We start from the raw sequence: 18,521 nt of genomic DNA on the forward strand, positions 1-18,521 counted from the left end.
GCCGCACAAGCTGAAAAACGGCCCTGCGGACGCGGAAAACCCGCGGCGCCCGAAGGCGTCGCGGGTTTTCCGGTGACGAGGGGGTGGGCCTTACAGGCCCAGGGGGGTGGGCCTTACAGGCCGACCTCGCGCATGAGCATGCCGACCTCGGTGTTGGTCAGGCGGCGCAGCCAGCCGGACTTCTGGTCGCCCAGCTCGATCGGGCCGAAGGCGGTCCGGACGAGCTTCTCGACCGGGAAGCCGGCCTCCGCCATCATGCGGCGGACGATGTGCTTGCGGCCCTCGTGGAGGGTCACCTCGACCAGGTAGTTCTTGCCGAGCTGGTCGACGACGCGGAAGTGGTCGGCGCGGGCGTACCCGTCCTCCAGCTCGATGCCGTCCTTGAGGCGCTTGCCGATCTCACGCGGCAGCGGGCCGGTGATCGCGGCGACGTAGGTCTTCTTCACGCCGTACTTCGGGTGCGTGAGGCGGTGGGCCAGTTCACCGTGGTTGGTGAGCAGGATGATGCCCTCGGTCTCGGTGTCGAGCCGGCCGACGTGGAAGAGACGCGTCTCACGGTTGGTGACGTAGTCGCCGAGGCACTGGCGGCCGTCCGGGTCCTCCATGGTGGAGACGACGCCGGCCGGCTTGTTCAGCGCGAAGAACAGGTACGACTGGGTGGCGACGGTCAGGCCGTCCACCTTGATCTCGTCCGACGGCTGGACGCGCTTGCCCTGCTCCAGCACGATCTGGCCGTTGACCTCGACGCGGGCCTGCTCGATGAGCTCCTCGCACGCACGGCGCGAGCCCATGCCGGCACGGGCGAGCACCTTCTGCAGGCGCTCCCCCTCCTCCTCGGCGCCCGGGAAGGTCTTCGGGGTCTTGATCACGGGCTTGTCGGCGTACCGGTCGCGCACGCGCTCCTCGATCCGCGCCTCCAGCTCGCGCGGCTTGGACTGGCCGCTGCGGGAGCCGGGGCCGATGCGCGGGCCGCCCGCGCCGCCGATGCCGGGGGTACGGGAGACCTTGGGGCCGCCCTTGGCGCCACCACGGGCCGCCGCGCCGCGCGCACCGCCACCGCGGTTGCCGTCGGCCGCGCCGCGGGCACCGCCGCCGCCCGCCTTGGCTCCGCCGCGGCCGTTGCGCTCGCCCTCGGGGCCTACGTCGTAGCGACGCTCCTCGGGGCGGGGGTTGCGGATGCGGGGGGCCTGCTCGCGGTCGCGGTCACGCGAGTCGGAGCCGCCGCCCTGGTAGCCGCCACCCTGGTAGCCGCCGCCGGAGGAGCTGCCGCCGCTGCGGTAGCCGCCGGAGGAGCTGCCACCGGAGGAGCCGCCACGGGAGCCACCGCCCTGGTAGCCGCCGCCGGAGCTGCCGCCGCGCGAGCCGCCACCCTGGTAGCCGCCCCCGCTGGAGCTGCCGCCGCTGCGGTAGCCGCCGGAGGAGCTGCCACCGGAGGAGCCGCCACGGGAGCCACCGCCCTGGTAACCGCCGCCGGAGCTGCCGCCGCGCGAGCCGCCACCCTGGTAGCCGCCGCCGGAGGAGCCGCCGCGCGAGCCACCGCCCGAGCCGCTGCCGCCGCCGGAGCCGCTACCGCGGTAGCCACCGCCGCTGCTGCCGCCCGAGCTGCCGCCGCGGGAGCCACCGCGCGCGCCGCCACCACCGCCGCCACTGTTCCTGTTGCCGCCACCGTTGCCGTTGCCGCTGCTTCGCATCAAAGTTCCGTCGTCTTGTCGTCTTCATCGGTATCCGGAGAGTCCGGATCGAACGACGGAACACCCTCTTGCGTCTCGGCTTCGATCGCGTCCGCCTCGGGGAGGAAGGGCGCGAGCTCCGGGAGCTCGTCCAGGCCACGCAGGCCCATCCGCTCCAGAAAGTAGTTCGTCGTCCTGTACAGGATCGCACCTGTTTCGGGTTCCGTCCCCGCCTCCTCCACCAGACCCCGCTGGAGGAGGGTGCGCATGACCCCGTCGCAGTTGACTCCGCGGACCGCCGAGACCCGCGAGCGGCTGACCGGCTGGCGGTACGCGACGACGGCCATCGTCTCCAGGGCCGCCTGGGTGAGCCGGGCCTGCTGGCCGTCCAGTACGAAGGCTTCGACCGCCGGCGCGTAGGTCCCGCGGCTGTAGAACCGCCAGCCCCCGGCGACCAGCCGGAGCTCGAATCCGCGGCCCTGGATCTCGTACTCGTCCACGAGCTCGCGCAGCGCCCCCGCGACCTCCCGGGGGGTCCGCTCCAGCACCTTGGCGAGGTGCGCCTCGGTCGCCGGCTCGTCCACGACCATGAGGACGGCCTCCAGCGCCGGCTTCAGGGCCAGCGCGGCCACCTCGCCGCCGCCCGCCGGGCGCGCGCCCTCGCCCGTACCGCCCGTACCGCCCGTACCGCCCGTTCCCGCGATCACTCCTGGACCTCCACGATCCGGTCGAACTCGTCCGTCACCTTCGGCATGCCGTCCCCGTCCCCGCCGCTCCAGCGCACGGTGAGCGTGTTCAGGGCCTCTTCCTGGTCCAGGACCACCGCCTTCTCCCGGTAGAGCTCCAGGAGGGCCAGGAAGCGCGCGACCACGGTGAGGGTGTCGCCCGCGTCCTCGGTGAGTTCCTGGAAGGTGGCCTCGCCGCGCGCCTTGAGCAGCGCCACGACCAGCCCGGCCTGCTCCCGGACGCTCACCAGCGGTGCGTGGATGTGGTCCACGTAGACCTGCGGCCTGGCCCGCGGCTGCATGGCCTTGACGGCGAGGCGCGCAAGCCCCTCGCCGCCGATGCCGATGACCACCTCGGGCAGCAGTTCGGCGAGGCGGGCCTCCAGGGCGACGGTCCGCGGGTACCGCTTGCCCTCGCTCTCCGCCCGCTCCTGGAAGATCTCGGCGATCCGCTTGTACGCCCGGTACTGGAGCAGTCGCGCGAAGAGCAGGTCCCGGGCCTCCAGCAGCGCGAGGTCGGCCTCGTCCTCGACCTCGGCGACGGGCAGCAGCCGGGCGGCCTTCAGGTCGAGCAGGGTGGCGGCGACCACCAGGAACTCGGTGGTCTGGTCGAGGTCCCAGTCGGGCCCCATGGCACGGATGTGCGCCATGAACTCGTCGGTGACCTTCGAGAGCGCGACCTCGGTGACATCGAGCTTGTGCCGGGAGATGAGCTGCAGCAGCAGATCGAAGGGCCCCTCGAAGTTGGCGAGCCGCAGGGTGAACCGCCCGTCGCCACCGGACCCGGCCTCGGGCCCCGGCGCCCCACCGTCCCCCTCGGGCCCTGCGGGCGCCCCGTCGGCCGCCTCGGCCCCCTCGGTCGCACCGGCGGCCTCCGGGGCCGCGCCGGGCCCGTACGGGGCCCCTGAGGGCTCTACGGGGCCCACGGAGTCGCCCGGAGCGGCCACGGAGCCCGCGGGCGCCTCCTCCACCGCTACGGGGGCACCCGGGCCGCGGCCCAGCCGACGGCGGGACGGGTGGCCGGGTTCGTCGGGAGAGGGCATCGCGGTCCAGGGTGGTGCGGAAGGGAGCGGCCGGTCGGGCCGGGGCCGGGGGGCCCGTGCCCAAGGCTCCCACGCGCGGCCGTGGCCCCGGCGCGGGGACCCGCCAGGGCGGACCCGCCAGGGCGGACCCGCCGGCGGCGGTGGCCGGGACCCCGCCCGGACTTCGACGGACGGAGTCCGGCGCAGCGGCGCGCTGTGACACGAGCTGCTCCGCAGCGTGGCGGTGAGGCCCGCCAGGGCCGAGCCGTGCGAGCGGCGCGTCAAAAAGGGGTCAGCGACCCCGCAGGCGGCGCACCAGGATGCTGGCGTCGCCGCGGGATTCCAGGTCCGCCAGGACCACGGCCACCGCTTCTCGGACGATGCGGCCGCGGTCGACCGCCAGACCGTGTTCCCCGCGCAGCACCAGCCGCGCGTGTTCCAGGTCCATGAGCTCCTCGGCGGAGACGTAGACCGTGATCTTCTCGTCGTGCCGCTCGCGCCCGCTGGGCCGCCGGTTCGCACCGCGGCCCTGTCCCTTGACCCGACCGGGCGAAGGGGCCGGGACGGCGACGCCACCGGAACCTTCCTGCGGACGCCGCTGCGCGCCCACTCCCGGCTCCGTACCGGCCGCCGCCTCCCGGCTGCGGCCCTCCCCCGCCGTGCCCTCCGCCGCCGAGGCGGCGTGCTCGACTCCCCGCGACGCCGGCGAGGACGACGTGAGCGCCATCCCCCCGGTCGTACGGAACAGTTCGTCGGCTCCGGGCAGACTCACTCGGCGGGACACCGGGCGAGCACCTCCCTGGCCAGCTGGCGATAGGCGGCGGCGCCGACGGAGTTGGAGGCGTACGTGGTGATCGGCTCACCGGCGACCGTGGTCTCCGGGAAGCGCACCGTGCGGCCGATGACCGTGTGGTAGACGTGGTCGTCGAAGGCCTCGACCACGCGCGCCAGCACCTCGCGGCTGTGCACCGTACGGGAGTCGTACATCGTGGCGAGGATGCCGTCGAGCTGCAGGTCCGGGTTGAGCCGCTCCTGCACCTTCTCGATGGTCTCGGTCAGCAGGGCCACGCCGCGCAGTGCGAAGAACTCGCACTCCAGCGGCACGATGACCTTGTGAGCCGCCGTCAGGGCGTTCACGGTCAGCAGACCGAGCGAGGGCTGACAGTCGATCACGATGTAGTCGTAGTCGGCCATCAGGGGCTTCAGGGCCCGCTGCAGCGTCGATTCGCGCGCGACCTCACTGACCAACTGCACTTCCGCAGCGGACAGGTCGATGTTGCTCGGCAGCAGGTCCATGTTCGGAACCGCCGTCTTGAGCAGCACCTCGTCGGCCGACATGCCCCGCTCCATGAGCAGGTTGTAGACCGTCAGGTCGAGCTCCATCGGGTTCACGCCGAGACCCACGGACAGTGCGCCCTGGGGGTCGAAGTCGACGAGCAGCACGCGGCGCCCGTACTCGGCGAGAGCGGCACCCAGGTTGATGGTCGACGTGGTCTTGCCCACGCCGCCCTTCTGGTTGCACATCGCGATGATCGTCGCCGGACCGTGGTCGGTCAGCGGACCCGGGATCGGGAAGTACGGCAGCGGGCGTCCGGTCGGGCCGATCCGCTCACGGCGCTGGCGGGCAGCGTCGGGGGCGAGAGTGGCCGCGTACTCGGGGTCCGGCTCGTACTCCGCGTCGGGGTCGTAGAAGTGCCCTTCGGGCACCTTGTCGTAGTCGGCGAAACCCACGGGCTTTTCGCCGCTCAGGTCGCCGGCCCTGGAGTTCACGTCTAGGCCGTCCATGCTCTTTTGGGGCGTCGTCATGCGCTGGTGGTTTGCGAAGGTGCGGACTGCGACGGAGCCGACAGCTTCGATTCCGGCAGGGCCCTGACCCCGCGCAGGCGTACCTGCTCGACCACCCCCAGGAGCAAATGTCGACTCATTCACAAGTCGTCTTACCTCCTCGGACGTGACCAGGACACTTATCGATAGGTCAGCGTGGCACCATGCCGACGGTTGGCGACTCTATGGCGTGTCACCACTCAGCGGCAACACAATCCGCCGGACCCGGCACGATGTGTCGGCAACCGAACACCACTCTGTCAAGGGCGTACGAGCTGTCGCCGGGAAGTTTCGCAGGTGTGCGAAAGGGTTAAAGGGTTACGTTCGAGGCGAGTTGAGCGGCCCCGCCGACGGTCCCGCAAACACGTCCGGCCGGACCTTGCGGGCAAGGTCCGGCCGGATACGTGAGATTGACGTCAGTCGTTGACGGAGCGGCTCGGAATCAGCCGAGGAGCGTGCTCAGCTCGAGGGTCTCGAGACCGTGGGCCTCGGCGACCTCGCGGTAAACGACCTTGCCGTCATGGGTGTTGAGGCCCAGGGCGAGCGCCGGGTCACGACGCAGCGCCTCGACCCAGCCGAGGTTCGCGAGCTGCACGATGTAGGGCAGCGTGGCGTTGGTCAGCGCGTAGGTGGAGGTGTTCGGCACCGCGCCCGGCATGTTCGCGACGCAGTAGAAGACCGAGTTGTGGACCTGGAAGGTCGGCTCGGCGTGGGTGGTCGCGCGGGAGTCCTCGAAGCAGCCGCCCTGGTCGATCGCAATGTCGACAAGGACACTTCCGGGCTTCATCTTGGCGACGAGCTCGTTGGTGACCAGCTTGGGGGCCTTCGCACCCGGGATGAGGACCGCGCCGATGACGAGGTCGGCCTCGACCACGGCCTTCTCCAGCTCGAAGGCGTTGGAGACGATCGTCTTGATCTTCGTGCCGAAGATCTTGTCCGCCTCGCGGAGCTTGTTGATGTCACGGTCCAGCAGGGTCACGTGGAAGCCCATGCCGACGGCGATCTGCACGGCGTTCCAGCCGGAGACGCCGCCGCCGATGACCACGCACTCGCCGGCGTGGGTGCCGGGCACGCCGCCGGGGAGGACGCCGCGGCCGCCGACCGAGCGCATCAGGTGGTAGGCGCCGACCTGCGGGGCGAGGCGGCCCGCGACCTCGGACATCGGGGCGAGCAGCGGGAGGGCGCGGTTCGCCGTCTCGACCGTCTCGTACGCGATGGCGGTGGTGCCGGACTCCAGCAGGGCGTCCGTGCACTCGCGGGAGGCCGCGAGGTGCAGGTAGGTGAAGAGGGTCTGGTCCTTGCGGAGGCGGTGGTACTCCTCCGCGATGGGCTCCTTGACCTTCAGCAGCAGGTCCGCGGTAGCCCAGACCTCGTCGGCGGTGCCCAGGATCTCGGCGCCGGCCGAGACGTACTCGGCGTCCGTGATCGAGGAGCCCACACCGGCGTTCTGCTCGATGAAGACCTGGTGGCCGTTGCGGACCAGCTCATGCACGCCGGCAGGCGTGATGGCGACCCGGAACTCGTTGTTCTTGACCTCGCGGGGGATGCCGACCTTCATCGTGGCTCACGGTCCTTGGCTCAGGGGATGTTTCGGGGTACTTCCATACAAACCCGTTTACAAGAACACGCAACGGGATGCCCCAGGGACTGCCCTGGTGAACCCAGTCTAATGAAGGACGAGCTGCTGTCTAGCCTTGCAAACCAATAATCTCAGTCGGAACCACTACGGATTTCGCAGGCTGCGGGGTCATCTCCCAACAATCTGTCGGCCGCGGACCGGTGCAGCCGGGCCGCCGCGGGATCGCCGAGCCGGTCGAGGGTGTCGGCCAGCCGCACCTGGAGCGCGGCCTGAAGCCGCAGGTCCCCGGCCTTGCGCGCGAGCTCCACCGCCTCACGGCAGGTGTGCAGCGATTCCTCGGGCCGCCCCGCGTACTCCTGGACCCGCGCCATTTCGCTCAACGCCTTTGCCTGGCCCGGGACATCGGCGAGCCTGCGGTATCCCGCGGAGGCCGCCCGCCAGCTCCGCAGCGCCTCCCCGTACCGGCCGGCGTACGTGTGCACGTTCCCGAGCCGTCCGTACAGCCTCGCCTCGTCGGCCCGCTCCCCCCGCGCGAGGGAGTGCGACAGGGCCCGGCCGAACCAGTCGGAGGCCCGGTGCCAGTCCGCGAGCTCCTGGTACGCGCCGCCTACGGATTCCATCGCGCGGCCCGCCGCGTACGGGTCATTCGCCGCCCTTCCCGCGTCCAGCGCGGCCCGGTAGCGCTCCAGCGCCTCCTGGGTACGGCCGGTCTCGGCGTCCAGATCGGCCAGGTTCAGCAGCGCGGCGGCCTGTTCCCGGTGCAGATCGCGCCGCTGGGCCACGTCCAGGACCAGCCGGTGCAGCCCGTACAGCTCGGGAGCGGCCTCCGCGGTGCCTCGGTGGTCGGCCAGGGCCCCGGCGAGCGCCGCGACCAGGCGCCGGGCCAGGGTGTCCAGCTCCCCGTCGGCGACGGCCAGACAGGCCGCCGCGGTCAGCGCGGGCAGCCGGGTGTCCAGCCAGGTCGCGGCGGCCCGCCGGTCGGCGAAGCGCAGGGCGCGCGGCAGCCCGTCCAGCTTCTCCGGGACACCGAGACCGCTGCCCTCGTCGTCCTCGGCCATGGCCCGGCAGGAGAGCAGCAGCCGTACGGTGCGCTCCAGCATCCGGGCCCGTGCCAGCTGGACCTCGGCGGGGCGCTCCTTGGCCTTCAGCAGGGCCTGGAGCAGGGGGGCGAGGCAGCCGGGCAGCAGGAACAGCCCGTCGTGGGCACTGTGTACGAGGCCCAGCGCGGCGAAGTCCTCCAGGATCGACTGCGCGGCGGCCACCGAGCAGCCGGCCAGGGCGGAGGCGGTGTGCGAGTCGACGAGCCCGGCCGGGGCAAGCGGAAGCAGCCTCAGGGTCCGCTGGGCGGGCTGCGGCAGGGACTCGTAGACGAGCCGGAAGGTCCGGGCGAGGGGGCCGCTGGTGCCGGCGGGCATGTCGTGGAGCTGCTTGGCCACATCGGTGATGGAGGCCTTGGGGTGCGCGGCGAGCCAGCCGCCCGCCAGACTCAGCGCGGCGGGCTGGCCCCCGCACTCCTCGGCGAGGGCTTCGGCGGCGCGGGGGTCGTTGGCCACCCGGATGTCGCCGATGCGCTGGACGAGCATGCGGACGGCGGAGGGGGTGTCCAGGCCTCCGAGGGTGCAGGGGCGGACATCCGGAATCCCGGTGAGGGGGCCCTCGGCGGTGACCACGACCAGGCACTCGGGGGTGTCCGGCAGCAGGGCGTCGACCTGGTGCGGGTCGGCGGCGTCGTCGACGAGGAGCACGGCCCGGCGGCCGGCGAGGGCCGTGCGCAGGACGGAGCTGAGCTCGTCCTCGGCGGCTCCGGGCGGGGTGGGCTGGCCGAGCCCCTCCAGGAGCGTGCGGATGGCGCGCTCGGTGGCGACGGCCTCGCCGCCGGGGGCGGTGAGGCGGACCTTGTGCACCCCGTCCGGATAGTCGTCGGCGATCTCGCGCACCAGGGCTTCGGCGAGGGCGGTGCGGCCGGATCCCGGCCGCCCCGCGACGAGCAGGACCCGGGCCCGCGGCGCCTTGGCCTTGCGGCCCGAGAGGGTGTCGAGCCCGGTCCGCGCGATGTCCTCGCGCAGCTCCTTGAGCTCACGCCGCCGCCCGACGAAATCCGTCACGGATCCGCTCCTCTCGCTGCCTTCGGATTGCGAGCGTAGTTCACACAGAGCGACGACCCGGGTGGAGCGCGGCGGACAAATCGCCCGATCGGATCAGCCGATGGTGGGCTTTTCCGTGTGGACGGGGTGCCGGCACCGCCACCTGGCGTAAGGGCCGGCGCCGCGCGAGCTACGCCTCGTACGGGCGGGCCGGCCACGGGGACTGGGCCGGGCGGAGGGAGTCGAGGCCGCCCTCGGAGGCAAGGGCCACCGACAGGGCCAGGACCCCCGTCACCATCCCCGGGTTGCCGAGCTCGCCCGCCAGTACGCCGCGCACCAGCTCGGGCAGCGGCACCCAGGCCACCTCCATGTCCGCCTCCTCCGAGCCGGACTCCTCGTACCGCTCCCCCTCCGCGTCCGAGACCCCGCGGGCGAGGAAGACCCGGATCGCCTCGTCCGAGCCGCCGGGCGAGGCGTAGAAGTCGGCCAGCACCCGCCAGTCCTCGGCCTTGACGTGCGCCTCCTCGTAGAGCTCGCGCTGCGCCCCGTGCAGCGGGTTCTCCCCCACCACGTCCAGCAGGCCCGCCGGGAGCTCCCACAGCCGCCGCCGCACCGGGTGGCGGTACTGGCTCAGCACCAGGACCCGCCCCTCGTCGTCCAGGGCCAGTACGCACACCGATCCCGGGTGCACCTGGTAGTCGCGGCGGGCCACGGAGCCGTCCGGCATCCGGACCCGGTCCGAGGCCACCGCCGTCTTCGCGCCCTGGAACGGCCGCTCGGCCGACACCGTCTCCCAGGATTCCGCCGTGTCCTTGATGCCGATCCCGATGTCCATGCCCCGAAGCCCTCCACAACGCGCGACAGCCGGGGTACGGATCTCCGTACCCCGGCTGCCAACGTTATGCGGTCGTACCTCTACTTCGCGGCCTGCTGGCGCTCCACGGCCGCCTTGACCAGGCCCGCGAACAGCGGGTGCGGGCGCGTGGGGCGCGAGCGCAGCTCCGGGTGGGCCTGGGTGGCCACCAGGTAGGGGTGCACCTCGCGCGGGTACTCGACGTACTCGACCAGCTTGTTGTCCGGGGAGGTGCCGGAGAAGACCAGACCGGCCTTCTTCTCCAGCTCGCCGCGGTAGGCGTTGTTGACCTCGTAGCGGTGGCGGTGGCGCTCGTCCACGTACGCCTGGTCGCCGTAGACCTCGCGCACGATGGAACCCTCGGCGAGCTTCGCCGGGTACATGCCCAGGCGCATGGTGCCGCCCAGGTCGCCCGCGCCCTCGACGAAGGCCAGCTGCTCCTCCATCGTGGAGATCACCGGGTTGGGGGTGGAGGCGTCGAACTCGGTGGAGTTCGCGTCCTCGATGCCCGCCAGGTTGCGCGCGGCCTCGATGACCACGCACTGCAGGCCCAGGCACAGGCCGAGCAGCGGGATCTTGTTCTCGCGGGCGTAGGTGATCGCGCCGACCTTGCCGTTGACACCGCGGTCGCCGAAGCCGCCGGGCACGCAGATCGCGTCCACGTCGCCGAGCGCCTCCGCGGCGCCGGCCGGGGTCTTGCAGTCGTCGGAGGTGACCCACTTGATCTCGACGCGGGCCTTGTTGGCGAAACCGCCGGCGCGCAGCGCCTCGGTCACCGACAGGTAGGCGTCCGGCAGGTCGATGTACTTGCCGACGAGCGCGACCTTGACCTCGTGGTCGGGGTTGTGGACCCGGTCCAGCAGGTCCTCCCACACCGTCCAGTTGACGTCGCGGAACGGCAGGTCGAGCTTGCGCACGACGTAGGCGTCCAGGCCCTCGGTGTGCAGCACCTTGGGGATGTCGTAGATGGACTTGGCGTCGATCGCCGCGACCACGGCCGCCTCGTCGACGTCGCACATCAGCGAGATCTTGCGCTTGATGGAGGTGGGGACCTCGCGGTCGGCGCGCAGCACGATGGCGTCGGGCTGGATGCCGATGTTGCGCAGGGCCGCGACCGAGTGCTGGGTCGGCTTGGTCTTCAGCTCGCCGGAGGGGCCGATGTAGGGCAGCAGCGAGATGTGCACGACGAAGACGTTGTCGCGGCCGACCTCGTGGCGGACCTGGCGGACCGTCTCCAGGAACGGCAGCGACTCGATGTCGCCGACGGTGCCGCCGACCTCGGTGATGACCACGTCGACGTCCGCGGTCGCCATGCGGCGGATGCGGTGCTTGATCTCGTTGGTGATGTGCGGGATGACCTGCACGGTGTCACCGAGGTACTCGCCGCGCCGCTCCTTGGCGATGACCTGCGAGTAGACCTGGCCGGTGGTGACGTTGGCCGAGCCGTCGAGGTCGACGTCGAGGAAGCGCTCGTAGTGACCGATGTCCAGGTCGGTCTCGGCGCCGTCGTTGGTGACGAACACCTCGCCGTGCTGGAAGGGGTTCATCGTGCCGGGGTCGACGTTCAGGTACGGGTCGAGCTTCTGCATCGTGACCCGAAGACCGCGCGCCTTCAGCAGCGCACCCAGGCTGGAGGCCGTCAGGCCCTTGCCGAGGGAGGAAGCGACACCCCCGGTGACGAAGATGTGCTTGGTCGTCATGGATTTGGGCGGCATCGCCAAGAGGGGGCTCCCGTGGGTCGCGAGGTGAGGTGCGTCCGGCGCCTGCCACCGTCGATCCGGAGGGGTCTCAGGCGGCGCCGAAGCTGCGGTTTCGGGGCTCCTGATTCGCACAGGCAGACCACCGGTCCACGGGATACCAGCCTATCAGCGCCCGGGCCGGTCCGCTTCCGGCCACGCGCCGGAGCCTGTCCGGACCCTCGTCACGGGGACATCGTTCCTGCTCACCCGTTCGGCCGAGCGCCATTGTCCCGGGACTCAGCTGGATCACTAGGGTTCCGTCTTATCCTGCTCGGAGATCGATCAATACACCGTCGAGCAGCCCCGCGAACGGCGTAACCCGCCCGGTTCCGGAATTATGGGCGGGGCGCGGCGTTCCACACACACAGGGACGGGAGCTCCGCCTCACCGCGCGACCGCGCAATGCCAGCGCCCTACGGGGCGGACGTGCTGTTCGACTGGAGATGCAACGTGTCCGGGCGCATCGAGGATTACGCACTGATCGGGGACATGCAGACCGCGGCTTTGGTCTGCCGGGACGGGGCAGTGGACTGGTTGTGCCTGCCACGTTTCGACTCCCATGCTGTTTTCGCGAGCATCCTCGGTACCGAGGAACACGGGTTCTGGCGGATCGGTCCGGCGTTCCCGGCCGGCGCCGAGGCCCCGCGCGCCTCGCGCCGTCGCTACCGAGGTGACTCGCTGGTCCTGGAATCCGAGTGGGACACCCCGCGCGGCACGGTCCGCGTGATCGACTTCATGCCGCCGCGCGAGAACCACGCCCCGCAGATCATCCGCATCGTGGAGGGCATCAGCGGGCGCGTCCCGATGCGCTCCGCCCTGCGGATGCGCTTCAGCTACGGCCGCGTGGTGCCCTGGGTGCACAAGGTCGACGGGCGTACGGTCGCCGTCGCGGGTCCCGACTCGGTCTGGCTGGACACCGAGGCGCAGACCTACGGCAAGGACCTGACCACGTACTCCGACTTCACCGTCGGCCCCGGCGACCGGATGGCCTTCTGCATCAGCTGGCAGCCCTCGCACAAGGAGCCGCCGCAGCAGCCGGACGCCGAGGAGGCCCTGACGGCCACCACCGGGTTCTGGCACGACTGGGTCGAGCAGTGCACGTACCACGGCCCGTACCGGGAGGCGGTGATCCGCTCCCTGATCACCCTCAAGGCCCTCACGTACGCCCCCACGGGCGGGATCGTCGCCGCGCCGACCACCTCCCTGCCCGAGGAGATCGGCGGGGTCCGCAACTGGGACTACCGCTACACCTGGCTGCGCGACGCCGCCATCACCCTGTCCTCGCTGCTGCGCACGGGTTACCGCGACGAGGCCGCTGCCTGGCGGGACTGGCTGCTGCGCGCGGTGGCCGGCGACCCGGAGAACCTGCAGATCATGTACGGGATCGCGGGCGAGCGGGAGCTCGGCGAGACCGAGCTCGAGTGGCTGCCGGGGTACGAGAACTCGCGCCCGGTCCGGGTCGGCAACGGCGCCGCCGGGCAGCTCCAGCTCGATGTGTACGGCGAGGTCACCGAGGCCCTGCACCTGGGTCACATGACGGGTCTGGCGCGCAACGACTACGCGTCCTTGCTCCAGCTGAAACTGATCCGCTACCTGGAGACCCACTGGGACCAGCCGGACGAGGGCATCTGGGAGGTGCGCGGCCCGCGCCGTCACTTCGTGCACTCCAAGGTGATGGCGTGGGTGGCCGTGGACCGCACGATCAAGCTGATCGAGAGCGGGGACGCGGACGGGCCGCTGGAGCGGTGGCGCGAGCTGCGCGACGAGATCCACCAGGACGTGTGCGAGAAGGGCTACGACAAGGAACGCAACACGTTCACGCAGTCCTACGGTTCCAAGGAGCTGGACGCCTCCCTCCTGCTGATCCCGCAGATGGGCTTCCTGCCGCCGGACGACAAGCGGGTGATCGGCACGATCGAGGCGATCCAGCGCGAGCTGTCCACCCCCGACGGCTTCATCCTGCGTTATCCGACGGCGGGCGAGGAAGCGGGCGTGGACGGCCTGGAGGGGGACGAGGGGGCCTTCCTCGCGTGCTCGTTCTGGATGGCCGACGACCTGGCGATGATCGGCCGCGTCGACGAGGCCCGCCGCCTCTTCGAGAAGCTCCTCTCGCTCCGCAACGACCTGGGCCTGCTCGCCGAGGAATGGGATCCCAAGCTCCAGCGGCAGGTGGGCAACTTCCCCCAGGCCTTCAGCCACGTCCCCCTGATCGACACGGCCCTGCGGCTCACGGCGAGCGGGGCGTACGGGGGGTAGGCGCTCGGGGGACGGCAGCGGCGCCGCACGGGCGCCGCTCGCCGTGCCCCCGGCGGGGCCCCCGCCTACGCTGGAGTGGTCCCCTGGCTCCGCGCGGAAAGGGGCGACAGCGATGGCCCCCACTTCGAAGGCGGGCACGGCCCTGACCGCGCTCCGCGAGGACCTCGCCGGCGAGGTGTTCGCCCCCGGCGATCCGGGCTACGACGAAGCCCGCACGCTCTTCAACGCGATGATCGACCGGCGCCCGGCGGTCATCGCCCGGTGCGAGAGCGAAGCGGACGTGGTCACCACGGTCCGCTTCGCCCGTGAGCTGGACCTCCCCGTCGCGGTCCGCGGCGGCGGCCACAGCGTGGCGGGGATGTCCCTCAACGACGGCGGGGTCGTCGTCGACATGCGCCGGATGAACGAGGTCACCGTGCACCCGGGGGCGAAGGCCGTCCGGGTGGCCGGCGGCGCGGTGATGAGCCACCTGGACCGGGCCTGCCAGCCCTACGACCTGGCCACCACCGGCGGCCGCGTCTCCACCACGGGAGTCGCGGGCTTCGTACTGGGCGGCGGATCCGGCTGGCTGGACCGGGACTTCGGGCTGGCCGTGGACAACCTGCTCGGCGTGGACCTGGTCACCGCCGACGGGGGCACCCTGACCGCGACCGCCGAGGAGCATCCAGAGCTGTTCTGGGCCCTGCACGGCGGCGGCGGCAACTTCGGCGTGGCCACCTCCCTGACGCTGCGCCTGCACGAGCTGCCCGAGTACGCGATCTGCCTGCTGCTCTACCCGCCGGAGTCGGGACCCGAGGTGCTGCGCGCGTACCGGGAGCTGATCGCCACCGCCGGACCCGAGGTCAGCGGCGGCGTCATCTACATGACCGGCCCGCCGGAGCCCTTCGTGCCGGAGCACCTGGTCGGGACCCTGCTCGCGGGCGCCCTGGTGACGTACGCGGGCGGCGAGGAGGCCCTGCGCAAGATAGCCGGGCCGCTGCTGGCGCTGCCGCACGTGGCCGAGGTGCTGACGGCGATCCCGTACCCGGACTTCCAGTGCATGATGGACGATCCGCCCGGACTGCGGAACTACTGGTCCGCGGAGTACCTGACCGGGCTCCCGGACGAGCTGGTGGACGTGTTCTGCGCCCGCGCGGACACGATGCCGGTGCCGACCGGCACCCAGCACGTGATGTTCCCGCTGGGCGGCGCCATCGCGCAGGGGCCCACGGAGTTCCCCGTTCCGTACCGGGACTCCCCGTGGGCCGTGCACCCCTTCGGCATCTGGGAGGACCCCGCCGACGACGCCCGCTGCCGCCAGTGGGTCAAGGACGTACGGGCCGACGTGCGGCCGTGGAGCAGCGGCGCGGTCTACCTCAACTTCACCGGCGACGAGGGCCCGGAGCGCGTGGTGGCCGGGCTGGGCGCGGACAACCTGGCCCGGCTGGGTGCGGTGAAGCGGACGTACGACCCGGACAACGTCTTCCGCTTCAACCACAACATCAAGCCCGCTTAGAGCCCTCGGGTCAGACGGTCAGGGCGGTGATCACCTCCTTCGCCGCCCGCTCCCCCTCGGTGGCCCCGCCTTCCATGAAGCCCTGGAAGTCGTAGCTGCAGTGTTCGCCGCCGATGTGGATCCGGCCCTGCGCGGTGCCCTCGTACTTGGCGTACTTGTGGAGGTAGCCGGTCGGCCAGTACGAGTACGCGCCGAGCGAGTACGGGTTGCGGTGCCAGGCCGAGAGCTGCGCGCGCCCGGTCCAGGCGGCCTTGGTGCCGGGGAAGAAGGCGTCGATCCCGGTGAGCATCCGGCCCGCGAGGGTGCGTACGTAGGGGTCGGAGTCGGTGGCGAAGGGGGTCGCCGGGGTGAGCGAGCCGGCCAGGGTGCCGCCGCCGTACTGGAGCAGGATGCCCGCGTTGCCGGGCTGCACCTTCGTGGTGTCCCAGGTCTGCTGGACCTCGGTGTCGGTGAAGCAGTCGCCCGAGGAGACCCCCGGCCAGGGGCCGGTGCCGCGCCAGGGGCGGCTGGTGAACTGCATGTTGAGCTTGGTGCAGTACCCCATGCGGGCATCGCGCAGCAGGTTCTTCATCAGCGGGTCGAAGCCGGCCCCGGTGAGGTCGATCCGCTGCAGGATCGGCAGCGGCAGGCACAGGATCGTGTGGTCCGCGACGACCGTCCGGGTGGCGCCCGCGTCGTTGAAGGTCAGCGTCTGGGTGCCGTCGGCGGCCACCCGGACGGCGGTCAGCTCGCGGCCCATCACGAGCGAACCGGCGGGCAGGGCCTTGGCGATGGCGTTCGGCAGCTGATCGTTGCCGCCGGTGATGTGGTAGCGCTCGTTGGACAGCCCCCAGACGTTGAAGTTGCCGGGGTTGGACTGGTAGCCCATGAGCAGGACGAGGGCGAGCGCGGACTGCTGATCGGTGTCGGCCCCGTACTCGACGTTGTAGGCGACGTCGATGAAGCGGCCGAGCTGCGAGCCGTGGCCGCCGGGGATCCGGGTCTCGATCCACTGGTAGAGGGTCATGTTGTCGAGGGCGGTGCCGGCGGGGGTCGTGGAGTTCCAGGCGACCTCGCCGGCTTCCTGGAGGTCGCGGTGCAGCGCCTGGTAGACGGCGTTGAAGTCCGCGTCGGCCTGCTCGCGCGGGTAGTAGGTCCCGTTGAACCAGAGGACTTCCTCGGCCCCGTTGGGCCCGCCGCCGAGGAAGTCCTCGGTGGGCAGGTTGAAGCGGCGGCACAGCTCCAGGATCTTCTTGTGGCTGGTGTCGATCAGCTCGCCGCCGATCTCGGAGGTCTGCCCGTACCCCCACAGGGAGCGCTGGCTCCACATCCGGCCGCCGACGCGGCTCGGATTGGCCTCGTAGAGCGTGCAGTTCACCCCGGCGTCCTGGAGGGTGAGGGCCGCGGTCAGCCCCGAGATGCCGGCGCCGACTATGGCGATCCGGGCGGGGGTGACGGGCTTCTTCTCCGGGAGCGCCTCCACCGCGTGGGCGGTGGCGCCCGCCGAGGAGGCCAGGGCGGTGCCCAGGCCCAGGGCGGCGGCCCGGCCGAGCAGCTGGCGGCGGGTGGATCCGCGGACCTCTGCCACGGGCAGGCCCAGGCGGCGGGCGGCGGCGTGTTCGGCGGCGAGTTGTCGCAGCGCGTGCATCAGCGGCGTACGGGCCATGGCGGTGGCTCCTTATCGGACGGTCGCGGCGGAGGGGGCGGCGGGGGCGGGGTCGTCGGCGCGTTCGGCCGCGTCCTCCAGGACCACGCGGCCGATGATCTCGTAGCGCTCGGGGGCCTTGAACTTCAGCCACAGGCCGAGTCCGAGCCCGCCGAAGAACACCGCCCCGACGATCCACGGGATCAGCGTGAAGAAGAACGAGTCGGCGGCCAGCCCGGCCGCGGTCTTCATGTTGACCAGCAGCAGCACGACCACGGCGGCCATGGCGATGCCGCCGACGAGCGGGGCCGTGAAGGTGCGGAACCAGTGCCGGTCCTCGGGGTGGTTCTTGCGGAAGTAGCCGATCACCGCGAAGGAGCACAGGGTCTGGACGATGAGGATGGCCATCGTGCCGAGGATCGCGAGCAGCGTGTACAGGTGGACGTAGGGGTCCTGGCCGGTCAGCCAGAACAGCGCGACCAGGCCGGTGGCGATGGCCGTCTGCACCATGGAGGAGATGTACGGGGACCCGTGCTTGGGGTGCGTGCGGCCCAGGCCCGGGTGGAGGAAGCCCTCGCGGCCGATGGCGTAGAGGTAGCGGGCGGCGCACTGGTGGAAGGCCATGCCGCAGGCGAAGGAGCCGGTGAGCAGCAGCCACTGGAAGGCGTCGACGGCCCAGGCGCCGATGAAGGTCTGGGTCGGGGCGAAGAACAGGTCGAGGGGGCTCGCGGAGGCGGAGAGCTCCACCGACTTGGCGAGGCCGTTGCCGGCGATGGTCATCCAGGAGACGTAGATGTAGAAGAGGCCGACGCCCACGACGGAGATCAGGGTCGCCTTGGGGATGACCTTCTTCGGGTTCTTGGACTCCTCCCCGTACATGGCGGTGGATTCGAAGCCGACCCAGGACCAGAAGGCGAAGAAGAGGCCGAGCCCGGCGGAGGTGCCGGTGAAGGCGTTCTTCGGGTTGAGGGGCGCGACCGGTATCCCGTCCGGGCCGCCGCCCGCGATCAGGACGGCGGTGGCGACGGCGAAGAGGACCGCGATCTCGGCGACGAGCATCACGCCCAGCGCCTTGGCGGTGAGGTTGATGTCGAAGTGGGCGAGGGCGGCGGTGATCGCGATCATGGCGGCCGCGTAGACGATCCACGGCAGGTCGATGCCGAGCTGGTCGTGGACGGTGGTCTTGGTGAAGTAGGAGAAGACGCCGACGATCGAGGCCTCGAAGACGATGTACGCGAGGACCGCGAGCATCCCGGAGGCCATGCCGGCGATCCGGCCGAGCCCGTGCGAGATGTACCCGTAGAAGGCGCCGGCGGCGGTGATCCGCTTGGCCATGGCCACGTAGCCGACCGCGAAGACGGTCAGTACGGCGGTCGCGAAGAGGTAGCCGGCGGGCGCACCGATGCCGTTGCCGAAGCCGACGGCGATGGGCAGGTTGCCGGTCATCGCGGTGATGGGGGCGGCGGTGGCGACGGCCATGAAGACGACGCCGACCAGGCCCACCGAATTGGCTTTGAGCCGTTGGACCTGGGGTACGCCGTTGCCCGCGCTGCTTTCCGTACTCATGGCTCCTCGTTTCCTGTCGTGAGGGCGCCTACTCTCTGCCTGAGTGACGTAGACCACAATCGGCATGCGGTCCGATAATCCCCT

At 71.4% G+C, this 18,521-nt stretch carries 13 protein-coding genes; 2 read left to right on the forward strand and 11 right to left on the reverse strand.

Annotated features, from left to right (window positions below):
* Positions 1-113: 113 nt before the first annotated feature.
* From OG490_RS08495 to OG490_RS08535, 9 genes are all read right to left on the reverse strand, one after another.
* The gene (locus OG490_RS08495; protein ID WP_330295665.1) at positions 114-1,691 is read right to left on the reverse strand and encodes a pseudouridine synthase; all 1,578 of its coding nucleotides are present in this window, start codon (positions 1,689-1,691) and stop codon (positions 114-116) included.
* Complete coding sequence (scpB, locus tag OG490_RS08500; protein ID WP_443065938.1) at positions 1,691-2,374, reverse strand: SMC-Scp complex subunit ScpB; 684 nt, start codon at positions 2,372-2,374, stop codon at positions 1,691-1,693. The genes OG490_RS08495 and scpB overlap by 1 nt, the downstream gene beginning before the upstream one ends.
* Entirely contained in the window at positions 2,374-3,438 is a 1,065-nt protein-coding gene (locus OG490_RS08505; RefSeq protein ID WP_330295666.1) for a segregation and condensation protein A, read from the reverse strand. Before OG490_RS08505 ends, scpB begins: the two co-directional genes overlap by 1 nt.
* Positions 3,439-3,709: 271 nt before the next feature.
* Entirely contained in the window at positions 3,710-4,201 is a 492-nt protein-coding gene (locus OG490_RS08510; RefSeq protein WP_330295667.1) for a hypothetical protein, read from the reverse strand.
* Entirely contained in the window at positions 4,186-5,346 is a 1,161-nt protein-coding gene (locus OG490_RS08515) for a ParA family protein (protein WP_371615195.1), read from the reverse strand. Before OG490_RS08515 ends, OG490_RS08510 begins: the two co-directional genes overlap by 16 nt.
* A gap of 337 nt (positions 5,347-5,683) precedes the next feature.
* Entirely contained in the window at positions 5,684-6,799 is a 1,116-nt protein-coding gene (gene ald / locus OG490_RS08520; RefSeq protein ID WP_330295669.1) for an alanine dehydrogenase, read from the reverse strand.
* Positions 6,800-6,951: 152 nt separating this feature from the next.
* Positions 6,952-8,925: a tetratricopeptide repeat protein gene (locus tag OG490_RS08525; protein ID WP_330295670.1), complete on the reverse strand. Its 1,974-nt coding sequence runs from the start codon at positions 8,923-8,925 to the stop codon at positions 6,952-6,954.
* 169 nt (positions 8,926-9,094) lie between these two features.
* Positions 9,095-9,727, reverse strand: coding sequence for an NUDIX domain-containing protein (locus OG490_RS08530; protein ID WP_443065939.1), 633 nt, complete (start codon positions 9,725-9,727; stop codon positions 9,095-9,097).
* A gap of 92 nt (positions 9,728-9,819) precedes the next feature.
* Positions 9,820-11,472: a CTP synthase gene (locus OG490_RS08535; protein WP_330295672.1), complete on the reverse strand. Its 1,653-nt coding sequence runs from the start codon at positions 11,470-11,472 to the stop codon at positions 9,820-9,822.
* A 474-nt stretch (positions 11,473-11,946) separates the two neighbouring features.
* On the opposite strand from OG490_RS08535, the gene OG490_RS08540 reads away from it, so the two are divergent.
* Positions 11,947-13,752, forward strand: a complete 1,806-nt coding sequence (locus OG490_RS08540; protein WP_330295673.1) for a glycoside hydrolase family 15 protein — start codon at positions 11,947-11,949, stop codon at positions 13,750-13,752.
* 112 nt (positions 13,753-13,864) lie between these two features.
* Positions 13,865-15,247 carry an FAD-binding oxidoreductase gene (locus OG490_RS08545; protein ID WP_330295674.1) on the forward strand — a complete coding sequence of 461 codons (1,383 nt, stop codon included), beginning with the start codon at positions 13,865-13,867 and terminating at the stop codon, positions 15,245-15,247.
* Positions 15,248-15,257: 10 nt separating this feature from the next.
* Here OG490_RS08545 and OG490_RS08550 read toward each other — a convergent pair whose 3' ends face one another.
* Together OG490_RS08550 and OG490_RS08555 are read right to left on the reverse strand one after the other, a co-directional pair.
* Positions 15,258-16,892 carry a flavin monoamine oxidase family protein gene (locus tag OG490_RS08550; protein ID WP_330295675.1) on the reverse strand — a complete coding sequence of 545 codons (1,635 nt, stop codon included), beginning with the start codon at positions 16,890-16,892 and terminating at the stop codon, positions 15,258-15,260.
* A 12-nt stretch (positions 16,893-16,904) separates the two neighbouring features.
* The gene (locus OG490_RS08555) at positions 16,905-18,437 is read right to left on the reverse strand and encodes an APC family permease (RefSeq protein ID WP_330295676.1); all 1,533 of its coding nucleotides are present in this window, start codon (positions 18,435-18,437) and stop codon (positions 16,905-16,907) included.
* Positions 18,438-18,521 lie beyond the last annotated feature (84 nt).

It is taken from the genome of Streptomyces sp. NBC_00503 (assembly GCF_036346895.1).
GTDB lineage: Bacteria > Actinomycetota > Actinomycetes > Streptomycetales > Streptomycetaceae > Streptomyces.

What these genes read in the sequence shown, in the direction of transcription:
- OG490_RS08545 (WP_330295674.1), top strand. Translation starts at nt 13,865, where the DNA reads ATGGCCCCCACTTCGAAGGCGGGCACGGCCCTGACCGCGCTCCGCGAG.
- OG490_RS08495 (WP_330295665.1), bottom strand. Translation starts at nt 1,691, where the DNA reads ATGCGAAGCAGCGGCAACGGCAACGGTGGCGGCAACAGGAACAGTGGC.
- OG490_RS08505 (WP_330295666.1), bottom strand. Translation starts at nt 3,438, where the DNA reads ATGCCCTCTCCCGACGAACCCGGCCACCCGTCCCGCCGTCGGCTGGGC.
- OG490_RS08535 (WP_330295672.1), bottom strand. Translation starts at nt 11,472, where the DNA reads ATGCCGCCCAAATCCATGACGACCAAGCACATCTTCGTCACCGGGGGT.
- OG490_RS08555 (WP_330295676.1), bottom strand. Translation starts at nt 18,437, where the DNA reads ATGAGTACGGAAAGCAGCGCGGGCAACGGCGTACCCCAGGTCCAACGG.
- OG490_RS08550 (WP_330295675.1), bottom strand. Translation starts at nt 16,892, where the DNA reads ATGGCCCGTACGCCGCTGATGCACGCGCTGCGACAACTCGCCGCCGAA.
- ald (WP_330295669.1), bottom strand. Translation starts at nt 6,799, where the DNA reads ATGAAGGTCGGCATCCCCCGCGAGGTCAAGAACAACGAGTTCCGGGTC.